This is a genomic window from Nonomuraea sp. NPDC002799, assembly GCF_053592075.1.
Map to the genome: position 1 here is coordinate 89,307 of NZ_JBSFVA010000013.1, position 15,134 is coordinate 104,440.

Genomic DNA, 15,134 nt, shown 5'->3' on the forward strand with positions numbered 1-15,134 from the left:
GCCCGCGCTCATTCACCGAACGGCCGGCCCATCGCGCCACGGGCCGAGTGGCGCAGGCCGCCGGGCCGGTCCCCGGGCTCCTCCTCAGGACCGTGGTCGTCCCGCGTCCGCTCCGCCAGGCCCACCGGATCGAGGTCGGCGGCGATGTAGCGGGCGGCCTCGTGGACGGCCTGCAGCGTCACCGACACCGAGGGCCGGTGGACGCTGGAGCCGCGGGCGACGGCGTGCACGTCGCGCCCCACCGGGTCGCCGGGGAACCGCCGCACGGCCAGCCCCCGCACCCCGGCAGCCAGCGCCAGCGCGGGCACGGCCGCGATGCCGATCCCCTTGGCCACGAGCGACAGGATCGTCCCCAGCCCCTCGAACTCCCATGGCGTCGGCCGGGTGCCGCCCACGTCCACGAACAACCGGTCCACCGCCAGCCGCGACGGCTCACCGTCCGGCGTCGCCATCCACGGCTCGTTCCGCAACTCCCGCAGGTCCAGTGGCACGCCGGGGTCGGCCAGCCGGTGCCTGCGCGGCACGACCAGCACCACGGGGTCACGCAGCAGCGGGAAGACCCGCAGGCTCTCGCTGTCGCGCACCCGCCCGTACCAGTCGTCGACGAGCGCGATGTCCACCTCTCCCGACTGCACCTCGCGCATCCCCCGGCCCGATCTGCTCTGCCCCAGCCGGAGCGTCAGCTCGGTGTGGCGGCGCAGCGAGCGCGCCAGCGCGGGCGCGAACGCCACCGCCGCCGTCGGGAAGGCGGTGACCACGACGCGCCCCGCCGGGGTCCCCGCGTGGGCCGAGAGGTCGGACTCGGCCTCCTCGACCATGGACAGGATGCGCTCCGCGTGCGCGACCAGCCGGCGGCCCGAGTCGGTGAGCTCGGCGCTGCGCGCGGTCCTGTCGATCAGGGCCGTGCCGGTCTCGCGTTCGAGCGCGACGAGCTGCTGCGACACAGCCGAAGGACTGTAGCCGAGCGACTCAGCGGTCGCTGCGATGCTGCCCCGGCGGGCGAACTCGCAGATCAGCACCAAACGCCGCAATTCGAGCATCAGACTTCCTTATGCCTACCCACAAAAAGCCTCGCTTGTCGTGATGCCTTCATCCAACCACCCTGGGAACGTGACAAACATGACCGTAACCCTGTCCGCGACCCTGGCGGCCAACGAGGACATCGAACGAAGACGGCGCGCCGGGGAACGCGTGCTCAACCTCGCCTTCGGCGAGGCGGGGCTGCCCGTCCACCCGGCACTGCGCGACAGACTGGCCGCCGCATCGGCCCGCAACGGCTACGGGCCGGTCGCGGGAGCGCCCGAACTGCGCGCCGCCGCGGCGGGCTACTGGACACGACGTGGCCTCAGCACCGACCCCGACCTGGTCGTCTGCGGCCCAGGCAGCAAGTCGCTCCTGTACGGCCTGCTCCTGGCGATCGGCGGAGACATCGTCCTGCCCATGCCCAGCTGGGTCAGCTACGCCGCGCAGGCCGACCTCGTCGGCTCCCGCCCCATCCTGGTGCCCGCACCGCCAGGAGAGGGCGGAGTGCCCGACCCCGGCCGGGTGGCCGCCGAGGTGCGGCGGGCCAGGGCCGAGGGCAGGACCGTGAGCTCGATCCTGGTCACGCTGCCCGACAATCCGACCGGCCGGCTCGCCACGCCGGCCACCATCGGCCGGCTGGCCCAGGTCGCCCGCGAACTCGATCTGACGATCATCTCGGACGAGATCTACCGGGATCTGCTGCACGACCCGGCCCTGCCGTACACCTCGCCGGCCGAGCTCGCGCCCGAGCGCACGATCATCACCACCGGGCTGAGCAAGAGCCTGGCGCTGGGCGGCTGGCGGATCGGTGTGGCCAGGCTGCCGGAGGGCGGCCACTACCTGCGCGCCCGGCTGCTCGCGGTGGCCAGCGAGATCTGGTCGGCGCCCGCGGCGCCGGTCCAGGAGGCCGCGGCCTACGCCTTCGGCGATCCGCAGGAGCTGACCGACCGCATCATCCGCAGCCGGCGGCTGCACGGCCTGGTCGCAGGGGCCGTCCACGACAGGTTCGCGGAGATCGGCGCCGAGGTGGCCCCGCCACAGGGCGGCTTCTATCTCTATCCCGACCTGGGTCACCTCCGGCTCGGCGGCGCCACCGAGCTCACCAAGATGCTCCTGGAGGAACACGGCATCGGCGTCCTTCCCGGGCACGCCTTCGGCGACGACCCCGCGGCGGCGCGGGTGCGGGTCGCGGTGAGCCTGCTCTACGGCGAGACCACCGAGGAGCGGCTGACCGCTCTGAGCAGCACCGACCCGCTGCGGCTGCCGTGGATCGCCGCCAATCTGGACTTCCTGTCGAGGGGTTTGCAGAGGTTGTCTCCGGCACACCGGGGGACGGGACGTGAACGGCGCCCGGCGCTGGTCCGGTAGCCATGTCACGGTTAGGCGAATCTTTCCCCAAGAACCGGTTGACCGTCCCCCAAAAGGGGCCTCTGACCTGGGGAAACACTGCAGTTGCAGAAACCGGCAAAAGATGAGTCCTGGAGCCTGGTTCCGTACACGGAGCGGTAAGCCCCATCATGTGCACATGCCCGCTCTTGTCACCCTGTCCGGGCGCTCCGTGCGCCTGGAACCTCTCAGCCTCGCGGTGGTCGATGACCTGGTCACCGCGGCGAGTGAAGATCGTTCCACTTACGCCTTCACTCGTGTCCCGCATGGCCGGGACGAGGTCGTCTCCTACGTGGAAGCGGCCATGGCTGAGCAGGCGGAGGGCCGCACTCTGCCCTTCGCCATCCGGTGGCTGAACACCGACCGCGTGGTCGGTGCCACCCGTCTCATGCACCTGGAGTACTGGCAGGGCCCCATGCCCTGGCCGCCGGGTACACGTGGCGCGGTGGGCGACATCCCGTCCGTGGCCGACATCGGTTACACCTGGCTGGGCGCCGGCGCCCAGGGCACGGGGGTCAACCGGGAGAGCAAGTTCCTCATGCTCTCGCACGCCTTCGAGACGTGGAACGTCCACCGCATCACCCTCAAAGCAGACATACGCAACGCGAAATCCCGGGCCGCCATCGAGGCCCTCGGCGCACACTTCGACGGGGTGCGGCGAGCGGACAGCCGAGGCGCCGACAACACGGTCCGAGATACCGCCTTCTACTCGATCCTGCACTCCGAATGGCCGGCCGTCAGAGAACGCCTGGTCATGAGGCTCGGGCTGGTCGAGGCGGCCTGAGCGTTCCCGTACATCCGGATGGCCCCGCCCAGAATCTCGGGCGGGGCCTGTATTTTTTCGTGCCTGCACGTGCTCTACATGACACACCCCCGCGATGGTGCGTCAGGCCTAGCCGGACCTTCAGCATCGGGGGACGGGCTCAACAGCTAATTAAAGGCGGATCAACGAGTCGGTTAACGATCAGCCCACATATAGGTGATGAGCCGCCACGGATCTATCATTTGGTAACAAATCGTTCCATTAACTTGGAGATAGACGGCATGGCTGGTCAGAGCGTTGAGGGCGGGCTGCGGTTCGCCGTGCTCGGTCCCGTCCGCGCGTGGCGCGATGGCCAGGAGCTCGACCTGGGCACTCCGCTGCAGCGTTCCATCCTCGGCATGCTGCTCCTGCGTGCGGGTCACGCGGTCACCCCCAACGAGATGATCGACGCGGTCTGGGGCGAGGAGGCGCCGCCACGCGCCCTCGGCGCGCTGCGCACCTACGTCTCCAGGCTCCGCACGGTGCTGGAGCCGGACCGCGCCGCCCGCGCCCGGCCGGAGCTGCTCACCTCCATCGGCAGGGGCTACGCGCTGCGGTTGTCCGACGGCGCGCTCGACGTGAGCCGCCTCGAACACGACATCAACGAGGCCGAGTCCGCGCGCAAGGCGGGCCGGCTGGCCGAGTCCGCCGTGGCGCTACGGGGCGCCCTGTCGCTGTTCGAGGGCGAGCCGCTGGCCGGGACCGTCGGCCCCTACTGCGAGCACCAGCGTGACCGGCTGATCGAGCGGCGCATCAGCGTCGTCGAGACGCTCATGGACGTGGACCTGGAGCTGGGCAACCACGCCAAGGTCGTCTCGGAGCTCATCGCGCTGACCGCCGACCACCCGCTGCGCGAGCGGCTGCGGGCCCAGCTCATGCTGGCCTACTACCGGTGCGGCCAGCAGGGCGACGCGCTCAACGTCTTCACCGAGACGCGCGAGGCGCTGGTCGACGAGCTGGGCATCGAGCCGGGGCCCGAGCTGGCCGCGCTGCACCAGCGCATCCTGGCCGCCGACCCCACGCTGGCCGCCCCCCTGCCCACCCTGGTGTTCGTTCCCGGGCTGGTCACGACCGCCAAGGAGGAGGAACCGGCGCACGAGGAGGAGCCGCCGGCGCACGAGCTGCCCCGCCCCGCGCAACTCCCCGCCGCCGCCAGCGACTTCACCGGCCGCAAGGAGATCTCCGTCCGCCTGCGCTCGCTGTTGTCGGCCCAGTCCTCGTCGCTTTCGTCGCCCGAGGGCGTGCCGGTGGCCGCGATCTCCGGCATCGGCGGCGTCGGCAAGACCGCGCTGGCCGTGCACGTGGCCCACCTGATGGACGACGCCTTCCCCGACGGCCAGCTCTATGCCGACCTGCGCGGCTACACCGACGAGGCCACCGCCCCCGAGTCGGCGCTCGGCGGCTTCCTGCGCGCGCTCGGCGTCCCGCCCGACGTCATCCCCGAAGGGCTGCCGGAGCGCTCCGCGCTCTACCGGTCGATCCTGGCCGAGCGCCGCATCCTCGTGCTGCTGGACAACGCCCGCGACGCCCGGCAGGTCGGCCCGCTGCTGCCGGGCTCGGCCGGGTGCGCGGCCCTCGTCACCAGCCGCGTCAAGCTGGCCGACCTGGCCTCCGCCAAGCTGATCGACCTCGACGTGATGGAGCCGGACGAGGCGCTGTCGCTCTTCTCGACCGTGGCCGGGGCCGAGCGCGTGTCGGCCGAGCACGGCGCGGCCATGGACGTGGTGGCCGCGTGCGGGTTCCTGCCCCTGGCCGTCCGGATCGTGGCGGCCAGGCTCGCCGCGCGGCCCACGTGGACGGTCGCCTCCCTGGTGCCCAGGCTCGCCGACGAGCAGCGCCGCCTCGACGAGCTGCGCGTGGGCAACCTCGCCGTCGAGGCCACGTTCGCGCTCGGCTACGGGCAGCTGGAGCCCGGCCAGGCGCGCGCGTTCCGCCTGCTCTCGCTGCCCAACGGGCCGCACATCTCCTCCGGAGCCGCGGCCGCGGTGTTGTCGATGAGCGAGTTCGAGGCCGAAGAGGTGCTGGAGTCCCTGGTGGACGCCAGCCTGCTGGAGGCGCCGGGCCCGGGCCGCTACCGCTTCCACGACCTGCTCAAGCTGTTCGCCCGGCGGGCGCTGGAGCGGAGCGAGCGGCCCCAGGCCAAGACCCTGGCGCTGCGCCGGCTGCTCGGCTTCTACCTGGCCTCGGCCCAGTCCGCCCACGGGCTGGCCTACGAGGGCAGCATGATTCCGGCCAACATCGTGGTGATCGGCAGCGGGCGGACGTTCACCAGCGCCGACGAGGCCGTGGCGTGGCTGATCGCCGAGGGCGACTCGCTGTTCGCCACCATCAACCAGGCCGCCGCCTCCGCCCGTACCGGCGAGCAGCTCCTGCCCGCCGGCGACCTGCTGGTGGCGATGGAGCCGCTGCTGGAGTCGGGCACGCACACGCGCGAGTTCGACCAGAGCACGCGGGCCGTGCTGGCCGCCGCGCAGAAACTCGGCGACCAGGCCGGCGAGCTGCGGTCGCGCTACGTGCTGGGCCGGGTGTTGTTCGCCGGCAACCGGCTCAAGGAGGCCGAGGAGCAGTTCAGGGTCGTGCACGAGCTGTCGCAGGCCCGCGGCGAGAAGCTGGTCACCGGCGAGGTGCTCAACGCCCTGGCCGTCGTCGTCGGCAGGCAGCGCCGCCACACCGAGGCGCTGGCCCTGTTCGACGCGGCGACGCGCTTCTACCGCGAGAACGGCGTACCGGCCGGCGAGGCCCTCGTCCTCAGCTACTCCGCCCGCGACCACCTGGGCCTCGGCCGTCCCGAGGACGCCATCGCCGCGGCGGAGGCGGGCCTGGCCATCTTCACGGAGATCGGCAGCGGCGCCGGCACCGCCCGTGCCCGCTACCACCTGGGGATCGTCCTGTCCCGGGTCGGCCGCCTCACCGAGGCCGTCCACCACCACGCCGAGTGCCTGGCCTTCTTCCGGGCGAGCAAGCAGCGGGTGTGGGAGCAGCGGGTGTGCTCCAGGCTGGCGGAGACCTTCATCGCCGCCGAGCGTTATCCCGACGCCGTGCGGCACGCGGAGCAGGCTCTGGTGGTCGCCCGCGACATCGGCCATCCCTATGGGGAGGCGCTCTCGCTCACCGTCCTGGGCAAGGCGCTGCGCGGTCTAGGCAGCACGATGCGGAGCCTCGACTGTCTACGGCAGGCTTTCGAGATCTTCGCCCGGCTCGGCGCTCCCGAGGCCGGCGACCTCAAGCTCCTCCTCGACAGCGTCCCCCGCACGGACGCCGTCCCCGAGCCCGTCCCCGAGCCCGCCACCGAGTCCGCCACCGAGTCCGCCGCTGAGCCCGTCGTCCGGTCCGTCGCCGCTGGGTCCGTCACTGGGTCCATTACTGACCCTGTCGCCCAGTCCGTCGCTGAGTCCGTCGTCGAGCCCTGAGTACAGCTCGTCGTCCAGACGTGTCATCCACACGTGGTTGATCAAGGCTCTCCCTTCTCATGGGAAACCTGCGAAGCGGACTGCTGATCACGATGTTGAGCCCGGCCGGTCGCCCTCGCCGCCACGCGTCGCTAGGGGGCCCGGTTATCCGGATGCTCCGCGTAGTAGCTAGCCGCCTCACTCAGGACGACCGGCCGAACCTGACACGGCCCTCGAACCCCCCAGGTCCGTGTCCTGGTCAAGAGACTCCACCCACGGAGTCAACGTCGGATCAACGGCGAATTAAAGCAAGAAATAACCCTCGGCGATGAGGGGCCTAATCGCGTCGGAGTCAGGCATCTCGCCGTCGCCGACCAGCTCGGCGATCACGTTGAGCAGCGGCCCGAGGGCCAGCTCGCCGTCGCACACGCCGGCCAGCGCGGCCTCCACCGTGCCGACCTCCCTGCTGCGGCGCAGCCCCTGCGTCTGGCGCAGCACGATGCGCATGGGGTCCTCCGCGCCGGGCAGGCCGATCCGCTCGTCCAGCAGACCGTCGACCGTACGCAGCAGCGCGGCGTCCAGCCCCCGAGCGCGGTGTGCGACGGAGATGGCGTCGACCACGGCGTCCACATAGTCGCCGACCGGGAGCATGACCTGGTGATCCAGGTGCTCCACGCGGACGACCGGGTCGAGCGTGCCGGAGTTGCGCATGGTGATCCAGCCGAAGCCGACGCCTTCCACCTTCAGCTCGTCGAACCAGGCCAGCCACCGGTCGTAGTGCGCGGTGTAGTCCCTGGTGCCCTGCTCGGCCGCGTCCTTGAGCCACAGCTCGACGTATTCGGCCGGGTCCTGCACGTCACGCTGGACCACCCAGGCGTCGCAGCCGGTCTCGCGCAACCAGCCGCCGACCCGGTCGTGCCAGTCCTCGCCTTCGACGTGCAGCCAGTTGGCCAGGAAGTGGGCCTGGCCCTCCGGCGCCAGGTGGCGGGGCGTGCGGCGGACGAGGTCGCGGCAGAAGCCGTCGCCCCTGGCCCCCGACTCCCGGTAGGTCAGCCGCTGGTCGCGCGTGGGAGCGATGACGAACGGCGGGTTGCTCACGATCAGGTCGAACAGCTCGTCCCCGACCGGCTCGTACATCGACCCCGTGCGCCGCTCCACCCCCTCGACGCCGGACAACCGCCAGCTCAGCTCGGCCAGCTCCAGGGCGCGCGGGTTGAGGTCGGTGGCCGTGATGTGCTCGGCCCGCCCCGCCAGGTGCAGCACCTGAACGCCGCACCCCGTGCCCAGGTCGAGCGCGCGCTGGACCGGGCGGCGGCTGACGAGCTGAGCCAGGTTGGCCGACGCGCCCCCGGCGCCCACGACGTGGTCGGACCGCAACGACGGGTCGCCGGGCCGCACCTTACGGTCGGAGACGAGGTAGCCGCCGGTCTCCCACGGCTGAAGGTGCACGGTCGCCCGCACCAGACCACCGCCCGCCTGACTGCCGCCCGTCTGACTGCCGCTGAGCTGGTCACCGCCCGACCGGCCATCGCCGCCCGCCTGACCGTTGACGGCCTCGACCAGCCCGGAGTCGAGCACCTCGCGCGCGACGTCCTTGGCGGGAACGGCAACGCCGAGCCACCACAGCCTGATCAACGTGGCCAGCGGGTCGCCGTCGGCGGTCGCCCGCAGAGCCGGGACCAGCTCCTCGCGGGACAGCGCCGAGGCGGCCATGCTCCCCAGCCGCTCGCGGACGCCGTCGATCGTGTATCCGGTTTCCAGGAGATGCTGGCGCAGTCTTTCCACGAGCCCATCCTTTCACCGCGGACTCCACGCATGATCCGATACCGACAGTGCTCATACTGTTACTTAAGCGCCCAAGCGTTCTGCAAGCGTTGGACAAGTAGGGCGCGGTATCTCTAGGAGTGCAAGAACGCCATACCGAGGAGCGGACACATGCTGATCCCCTGCTTGGCCTGCGAATCCCGATTCGGGCCCGACGAGTACTTCAGCGCCTGCTCCGACTACAACCGCGGCCTCGACCTGGTCTCATGGACCTGCCCGCGCTGCGGCAACCGCGACGACCTCCGCGTGCTGCCCGGCGAGCTCGGGTTCGGCTATCCGCACCGGGGCAGGTTCGACGTGCACGACCGGGTCCGGGTCCCCGGGCTGCGCAGGCAGCGTGGCGATCTGCGGCTGGACATCTCACTCGACCGGGCGAGCTGGCGGGTCCCCACCCGCCTCCGGCAGCCGGCCTGATCCCAGCGGCACCCGCCCGCTGACCCCGACCAACGCCCGCTGACCCCGCCTGATCTACGCCGGCCCCGCCAGCGGCATGACGGGCGCGTACGCGTGCGCGGGCGCCTCGCCCCGCAGCAGCCGCGCGATGTCCGCCACCAGTGTCTCGGCCAGCTCCTCCTGGCTCTCCCCCGTGGCCTCGCCCAGCCGGGGCGTCAGCACCACGTTGGGCAGGCTGGTCAGAGGGTGGGCCGGATCGAGCCACTCGCCCTCGAAGTGGTCGAGCCCCGCGCCGCCCACCTGACCCCAGCGCAGCGCGTCGACCAGCGCCTTCAGATCGTGCAGCGCGCCACGCGAGGTGTTGAGGTAGATGGAGTCCGGCCGCATCGCGCCGAACTCGGTGTAGCCGAACAGGCCCCTGGTCTCCGAGTTCAGCGGCACGTGCAGCGACACCACGTCAGACTCGGCCAGCAGGTCGGGCAGCGTGTGGGTGGCCTCGGGCACGAACGGATCGCAGGTGATCACCCGCATGCCGAGCCCTTCGCAGCGCCAGTGCATGGCCCGGCCGACGCGGCCGAGGCCCACGATGCCGAACGTCCTGCCGGTCAGCCGCCTGCCCCGGTGGCGCTGCGCGGGCGGCACCCGGCCGCGGTGCACGTGCCCGTGGCGTAGCTCCCTGTCGGCGGTCACGATGTTCCTGCTGACGGCGAACAGCAGCGCGAGGGTCAGCTCGGCGACCGCCTCGGGATCGCGGTCGGCGGCGTACAGCACGGTGATCCCGCGCTCGGTGGCCAGCGTCAGGTCGACGCTCGCGGGCGCGCCCATGATGGCCACCACGTCCAGATGCAACCCGAGCACGGACGTGCGGACCTGGTCGCCGTCGGTGATGACGACGGTCGCGCCGGTCTCGATGACCAGATCGGCGAGCTGGTCATCGGTGAAGCCGAGATCCGGCCGCGCGGGAACCTCGACCAGCTCGGCCACCTCACCCAGGCGGGCGAGCGCGCGCTCCGGCAGGGTGGGCAGCACCAGCGCCCGCGGTCGTGTCACATCTGGACAATAACACCACACACGGTGCTCAGATCATTGCTCCCCGCGCTGGCCGGACCTTAATCCCCACGCTGGCCGGACCTCACTCCTCGCGCTGGCGCAGGCTCTGCCAGGCGGCCTCGCCCAGCCCGTTGATCTCCTCCTCCGTGGGGGTGTGCGCCCCGGCGAACCACAACCGGCACATCTCCTGCGCCGGGCCCAGCCACAGGACGTAGCACATGGTCGCGTGCACCGGCTGGAGCAGGCCGTTCTTCATGTGCGGCCGCCACCAGTCGGAGACCTTGCGGAAGAAGGCGCGTCGCGCCTCGGCGACCTCCGCTCCACCCGGCTCGGTCTTGCGTGGCGGGCGCTCGCTGACCAGCAGCCTGGCCCGCTCCGGGTGCTCTCCCGACCAGCGCATGTGGAAGGCCACGACCGCCTCGATGCCGTCTCGGGCGCCCTCGTGGCCCACCAGCTCGGCCAGGAAGGCCTCTTGGTAGGCCGCGAGGATCTCGGAGTAGAGGACTCCGTAGACGTGCTCTTTGCTGGCGAAGTGGTGGTAGAAGCTGCCGACGCTTACGCCACTCTCCTCACGGAGGCTGGCCAGCGTGGTGGCCGACACCCCGTCCTGGCTGAAGCGGCGGAGGGCGCCCTCGATGATGCGGGTACGGCCGTCGCGTCCGTTCTTGACACTCTTCACGCTGTCAATGGTGTGCTACCAGAACGTTGTTCCGCAAATGACCCGGCCTGATTGATCATAGCCGTCACCGCAACGGACCCTGACGTGACCTTCATCTCGGCTTCCGGCCAGCGCCTGCGGATGAGCCTGAGCACCCGCCGGTTCTCGCCGAGAACGTCCATGCCCACGGTCCGCGCGCCCCTGACCGAGGCCCGCGACAACAGCGTGTCGATCAGCTTGGACCCCAGCCCGAAGCCCTGCCACTGATCGGCCACGACCACGGCGATCTCCACGTCGGCACAACCGCCCTGGTAGCTCATGGCGTGGCCGACGATCTCCCCGCCCGCCGCCGTGGCCACGAGGGCGTCGCGGCGCTCGTCCACCGCGATCAGGGTGCGGACCAGCCCGGCGGCCGGTGTGGTGATGCCGGTGAAGAAGCGGAGTGTCTGCGTGTGCAGCGACAACCCCGTCAGAAAGCGCCTGATCCGTTCCTCGTCGTCCGGGCGAGCCGGCCGGATCTGAGTTCGGTGCATAGACCCAGCGTGCATCCGCGTGCCTGAGTCTGTCAATCGAACTCAGGTATAATGTAAAAATGAACGTTCCCTTCCGGGTGGACAACTGCTCGATCGAGCGCACCCTGGACATCGTCGGGGAGAAGTGGACCTTCCTGGTGCTGCGCGAGGCGTTCAGCGGAGTCCGGCGGTTCGCCGACATGCAGGCGGCCACCGGCGCCCCCCGCCAGGTGCTCAGCGCCCGCCTCTGCCGGCTGGTCGACGAGGGCCTGCTGCGCAAGAAGCCCTACCGCGAGCCTGGGCAGCGCCAGCGCGACGAATACCGCCTCACGGAGAAGGGCCGCGACCTCTATCCGCTGCTCGTCGCGCTGATGCACTGGGGCGACAAATACCTGGCAGGCGACGACGGGCCCCCCGTGCTGCTGACGCACCGCGACTGCGGAGCCGCCATCGAGCAGCACTTCCGCTGCGCCGACGGCCACGAGGTGAGCGGGCCGCGCGAGGTCAGCCCCGCGCCCGGGGCCGCCCGCGAGAGTGCCTGAGCAGCCGAGCCGTGTGGAGGAGCACCGGTGCCGGTGCCTACCCTTGAAGGCGTGTACCGGTTCCTGCTGACGCCTCGATGGCTCGCGCTCCATGTGGTGGTGCTGCTGGTCATTCCCGCCTTCGTGTTCCTCGGGCGGTGGCAGTTCGGGCGCTTCGAGGAGCGCTCCGCCAACAGCGAGCTGGTCACGGCCAACATCGAGGCCGCGCCGGTGCCCCTTGCGGGCCTGACGGCCCCGGGGCGGCAGGTGCGCGAGGACGACCGGTTCAAGACCGTCACGGTCTCCGGCACGTACGACCCGTCCCACGCCCTTCTCGTACGCCGGCGCCCCCAGGACGGCCGGCCCGGCTACTACGTGCTGACCCCCCTCGTCACCGGCTCCGGCACGGCCGTGATCGTCAACCGGGGCTGGGTCAAGGCGGGCGCCACCGCCGACGCCACGCCGGAGGTGCCCCCTCCGGCCACCGGACAGGTAAGTGTCACCGGACGGCTACGGCTCACTGAGACCGAGGAGTCCAGCGGCATCAGGGAGCGCTCCGGGCTGCCCGCCGGGCAGGTCCTGCTGATCAACAGCGACAAGATCGGGCAAGGGCTCCCTTACCGTCTCGTCGGCGGCTACGTGGACCTGATGGAGCAGCAGCCCGCGCCCGCCACCGCGCCCGAGCCGGTGCCCGCGCCCGACGTCGGCGCGGGCGGCGGGCTCAACCTGGCCTACGGGGTGCAGTGGTGGTTGTTCATCGGCATCGCCATCGGGGGGTGGATCCTGCTGATCCGGCGTGAGGTGGCCGAGCGCCGGGCCCAGGAGGGCGGCGGCTCGTCAGCGGCCCAGGAGGCCGAGACCGCCACCACTTAAGGTATTGAGGGTGATCCGCCACATTGAGTTCACTAATCTCTGCAATTTTCGCGATATAGGTGGATATGCCGCCAGGGACGGGCGCACCGTCCAGTGGCAGCGCCTCTACCGCGCCGACAGCCTGGGCTGGCTGACCGGCGACGATCTGACGGCCTTCCAGGCGCTGCGCGTCCGCACCGTCATCGACCTGCGGCACCCGTTCGAGGTCGAGAGAATGGGACGCGTGCCGGAGGCCGAGGGCCAGCACTACCAGAACCTGCCCATCGAGGGACGTCGCTGGGACACCGCCGCCTTCAGCGAGGAGGCGGGCGTCGGCAGATACCTGGCCGACCGCTACCTGGAGGTGACCGAGGACGGCGTCGGCAACCTCAGGACCGCCCTGGAGACGGTGGCGCGGGCCGACAACTCCCCCGCCGTCGTCCACTGCGCCGCCGGCAAGGACCGTACCGGCGTGCTCATCGCGATGATCCTGTCGCTGGCGGGCGTGAGCGAGGACGACATCGTGGCCGACTACGCGCTCACCGGGCTGGCCACCGAGCGCTTCGTGGCCGATTGGAGCAGGAGACATCCCGACGCGCCGCTGTGGCCGGGCTTCGGCCAGGCTCCCGCCGAGGCCATGCGCTTCTTCCTCACCGACATGACCAGGCGGCACGGCTCGGTCGAGAACTACGTCACAGACGTCCTCCAGCTCGGCCCGGCCACGGTCGCCGAACTTCGCCGGCATTTGCTGACTGAAGAGATCTCAGAGGGGTAGTGGGACCCGAGGCCCCCCGTCGGCTGCGGCTCGGCGAGCGGGCCCTTTGAGCCCGGGATCGCCCGCATTCCCCCTCCCGGCGGTCCCGGGTCAGAAAAACACGGATACCCAACGGATACGTCGCAGCTTGTTCGACGTTATGCCGCCGTCGTACGGTTACCTGCGTGACTACGCCGCTGCTCCCCGACCCTGACCCGAGGCGGCGCGACTATGTGATCATCTCCGCCGACGATCACCTGATCGAGCCTCCCGACCTTTTCGAAGACCGGTTGCCGGAGAAATACGCCGAGGTCGCGCCCAAGGTCGTGGAGACGGAGGCGGGTCACCAAGTCTGGCGCTACGGCGGGGCCACCTATCCGTGCGCCGGCATCGACGTGGGCGCGGGGCTGCCGCGCGAGCAGTGGACGCTGGATCCCGTCCGGTTCGAGCACATGCGGCCGGGCTGCCACGACATCGAGGCCCGCATCCAGGACATGGAGGTCGCCGGCATCTGGGCCGCGCTCTGCTTCCCCGGCATGCTGGCCGGTCAGTCGGGCATGCCGTTCGCCAGGACCCGCGACCAGGAGCTCGGCCTCGCCCTCGTCAGGGCGTGGAACGACTGGCACATCGACGTCTGGGCGGGCACCTATCCCGAGCGGATCATCGGCCTGCAACTTCCGTGGCTGCCCGATCCCGACGTGGCCGCCAAGGAGATCCGCGCCAACGCCGCCCGGGGCTTCAAGGCCGTCGTCTTCCCCGAGTTCCCCACCAGGTTGCGCCTGCCGTCGATCCACACCGGCCACTGGGACCCGTTCTTCGCCGCCTGTGAGGAGACCGGGACCGTCGTCTGCCTGCACGCCGGTGACTCGTCGTGGTCGCCCGTGCCCTCGCCGGACACGCCCATCGAGGCCATCACCACGCTGATGCCGACCAGCGCCATGTTCGCCTGCGCCGACTGGCTCTGGTCGGGGCTGCCGCTGCGTTTCCCCGCGCTGCGCATCCTCATCGTCGAGGGTGGCGTCGGCTGGCTGCCGATGCTGGCCGAGCGCGCCGACTACGCCCTCGACCACCCGGTCGCCGGCGAGGCGCAGTGGGAGGGCGGGCTCAAGCCCAGCGAGGTGATGCGCCGCAACTTCTTCTTCGGCACGCTCGACGACCACGCGCTGTCGGGGGTGCGGCTCGCGGTCGGCCTCGACCACGTGCTGCAGGAGAGCGGCTATCCGCACTCCGACTCGACCTGGCCCGACACCCAGAAGTCGGTGGCGCGCAACCTCGGCACGCTTCCGCCCGCCGACATCGCCAGGGTCGCCTACGGCAACGCGGCCCGCCTGTTCGGGCACCCGCTGCCGTCACGCGCCTGGTTGCGGATGGAGGAGATCTAACCCTCGTCGAGCCGGCCCCGCCCGAGCCGGCCCTCGTCGAGCCGGCCCTGATCAAGCCGGTCCGCTTCGAGCCGGCCCTGGATGACGCTGCGCTCGTGCTCGACGTAGCGCCCGCTCTCGCCGAGCAGCGAGGCCATGAGCCACAGGAAGACGCCGAAGTCGTCGGCGACCCCGATCAGCACGAGGAAGTCGGGCAGGACGTCGACCGGCGACACGATGTAGAGCACCCCGAGGCCCAGCAGGCCCAGCTTGCCCTTGCCCATCCCGGCGTACCGGCCGCGCATGACCGCGCCCACCATGCGGGGGATGGCCCGGACCCTGGTCAACAGGCCAGGAGAACCAGGCTTGGTCACATCGCGATACGTGCGCCACGCCGCCGCTGCCCGTGCTGCCTTAGCCATCATGGAAAACCCCCTACCCCCGGCTTCTCACGACATAACGCGTTGCCGAGGTGAGGAGTTCCTGCCGGTTCAGCGCATCACCCTGCGTGAACGGCCTGGCCGCTCGATCAGCGCATCACCGCGTGCGTGAACGGCCTGGCCGCTCGATCAGCGCATCACCGCGTGCGTGAACGGCCTGGCCGCTCGA

At 71.0% G+C, this 15,134-nt stretch carries 14 protein-coding genes; 8 read left to right on the plus strand and 6 right to left on the minus strand.

The window, feature by feature from the left end; all coding sequences use genetic code 11:
* Nucleotides 1–8: 8 nt before the first annotated feature.
* Nucleotides 9–1,040: a LysR family transcriptional regulator gene (locus ACWD0F_RS23995; protein ID WP_449878910.1), complete on the minus strand. Its 1,032-nt coding sequence runs from the start codon at nt 1,038–1,040 to the stop codon at nt 9–11.
* A 79-nt stretch (nt 1,041–1,119) separates the two neighbouring features.
* Between ACWD0F_RS23995 and ACWD0F_RS24000 the strand changes: the two genes are divergently transcribed.
* The 3 genes from ACWD0F_RS24000 to ACWD0F_RS24010 all read left to right on the plus strand — a co-directional run bounded on the left by ACWD0F_RS24000 (nt 1,120) and on the right by ACWD0F_RS24010 (nt 6,621).
* Nucleotides 1,120–2,391: a pyridoxal phosphate-dependent aminotransferase gene (locus ACWD0F_RS24000; RefSeq protein WP_449878912.1), complete on the plus strand. Its 1,272-nt coding sequence runs from the start codon at nt 1,120–1,122 to the stop codon at nt 2,389–2,391.
* Between the two features lie 157 nt (nt 2,392–2,548).
* A complete protein-coding gene (locus ACWD0F_RS24005; protein WP_449878914.1) occupies nt 2,549–3,193 on the plus strand; it encodes a GNAT family N-acetyltransferase in 645 nt (214 codons plus the stop codon).
* A gap of 260 nt (nt 3,194–3,453) precedes the next feature.
* Nucleotides 3,454–6,621, plus strand: a complete 3,168-nt coding sequence (locus tag ACWD0F_RS24010; protein ID WP_449878916.1) for an AfsR/SARP family transcriptional regulator — start codon at nt 3,454–3,456, stop codon at nt 6,619–6,621.
* A 282-nt stretch (nt 6,622–6,903) separates the two neighbouring features.
* Here ACWD0F_RS24010 and ACWD0F_RS24015 read toward each other — a convergent pair whose 3' ends face one another.
* A complete protein-coding gene (locus ACWD0F_RS24015; RefSeq protein ID WP_449878917.1) occupies nt 6,904–8,385 on the minus strand; it encodes a DUF7059 domain-containing protein in 1,482 nt (493 codons plus the stop codon).
* Nucleotides 8,386–8,535: 150 nt separating this feature from the next.
* Here ACWD0F_RS24015 and ACWD0F_RS24020 point away from each other — a divergent pair, with 150 nt between their 5' ends.
* The gene (locus tag ACWD0F_RS24020) at nt 8,536–8,838 is read left to right on the plus strand and encodes a hypothetical protein (RefSeq protein ID WP_449878919.1); all 303 of its coding nucleotides are present in this window, start codon (nt 8,536–8,538) and stop codon (nt 8,836–8,838) included.
* Nucleotides 8,839–8,892: 54 nt separating this feature from the next.
* Here ACWD0F_RS24020 and ACWD0F_RS24025 read toward each other — a convergent pair whose 3' ends face one another.
* The 3 genes from ACWD0F_RS24025 to ACWD0F_RS24035 all read right to left on the minus strand — a co-directional run bounded on the left by ACWD0F_RS24025 (nt 8,893) and on the right by ACWD0F_RS24035 (nt 11,058).
* A complete protein-coding gene (locus ACWD0F_RS24025) occupies nt 8,893–9,867 on the minus strand; it encodes an NAD(P)-dependent oxidoreductase (protein WP_449878921.1) in 975 nt (324 codons plus the stop codon).
* Between the two features lie 82 nt (nt 9,868–9,949).
* Nucleotides 9,950–10,546, minus strand: coding sequence for a TetR/AcrR family transcriptional regulator (locus ACWD0F_RS24030; RefSeq protein WP_449878923.1), 597 nt, complete (start codon nt 10,544–10,546; stop codon nt 9,950–9,952).
* The gene (locus tag ACWD0F_RS24035) at nt 10,543–11,058 is read right to left on the minus strand and encodes an N-acetyltransferase family protein (protein WP_449878925.1); all 516 of its coding nucleotides are present in this window, start codon (nt 11,056–11,058) and stop codon (nt 10,543–10,545) included. The genes ACWD0F_RS24030 and ACWD0F_RS24035 overlap by 4 nt, the downstream gene beginning before the upstream one ends.
* 59 nt (nt 11,059–11,117) lie before the next feature.
* On the opposite strand from ACWD0F_RS24035, the gene ACWD0F_RS24040 reads away from it, so the two are divergent.
* From ACWD0F_RS24040 to ACWD0F_RS24055, 4 genes are all read left to right on the plus strand, one after another.
* Complete coding sequence (locus ACWD0F_RS24040) at nt 11,118–11,579, plus strand: winged helix-turn-helix transcriptional regulator (RefSeq protein ID WP_449878927.1); 462 nt, start codon at nt 11,118–11,120, stop codon at nt 11,577–11,579.
* 33 nt (nt 11,580–11,612) lie between these two features.
* Entirely contained in the window at nt 11,613–12,431 is an 819-nt protein-coding gene (locus ACWD0F_RS24045) for an SURF1 family cytochrome oxidase biogenesis protein (protein WP_449878929.1), read from the plus strand.
* 10 nt (nt 12,432–12,441) lie between these two features.
* Nucleotides 12,442–13,185, plus strand: coding sequence for a tyrosine-protein phosphatase (locus ACWD0F_RS24050; RefSeq protein WP_449878931.1), 744 nt, complete (start codon nt 12,442–12,444; stop codon nt 13,183–13,185).
* A gap of 164 nt (nt 13,186–13,349) precedes the next feature.
* The gene (locus tag ACWD0F_RS24055) at nt 13,350–14,546 is read left to right on the plus strand and encodes an amidohydrolase family protein (protein ID WP_449878932.1); all 1,197 of its coding nucleotides are present in this window, start codon (nt 13,350–13,352) and stop codon (nt 14,544–14,546) included.
* Here ACWD0F_RS24055 and ACWD0F_RS24060 read toward each other — a convergent pair.
* Nucleotides 14,543–14,872, minus strand: a complete 330-nt coding sequence (locus tag ACWD0F_RS24060) for a YkvA family protein (RefSeq protein ID WP_449878934.1) — start codon at nt 14,870–14,872, stop codon at nt 14,543–14,545. The genes ACWD0F_RS24055 and ACWD0F_RS24060 overlap by 4 nt on opposite strands.
* Nucleotides 14,873–15,134 lie beyond the last annotated feature (262 nt).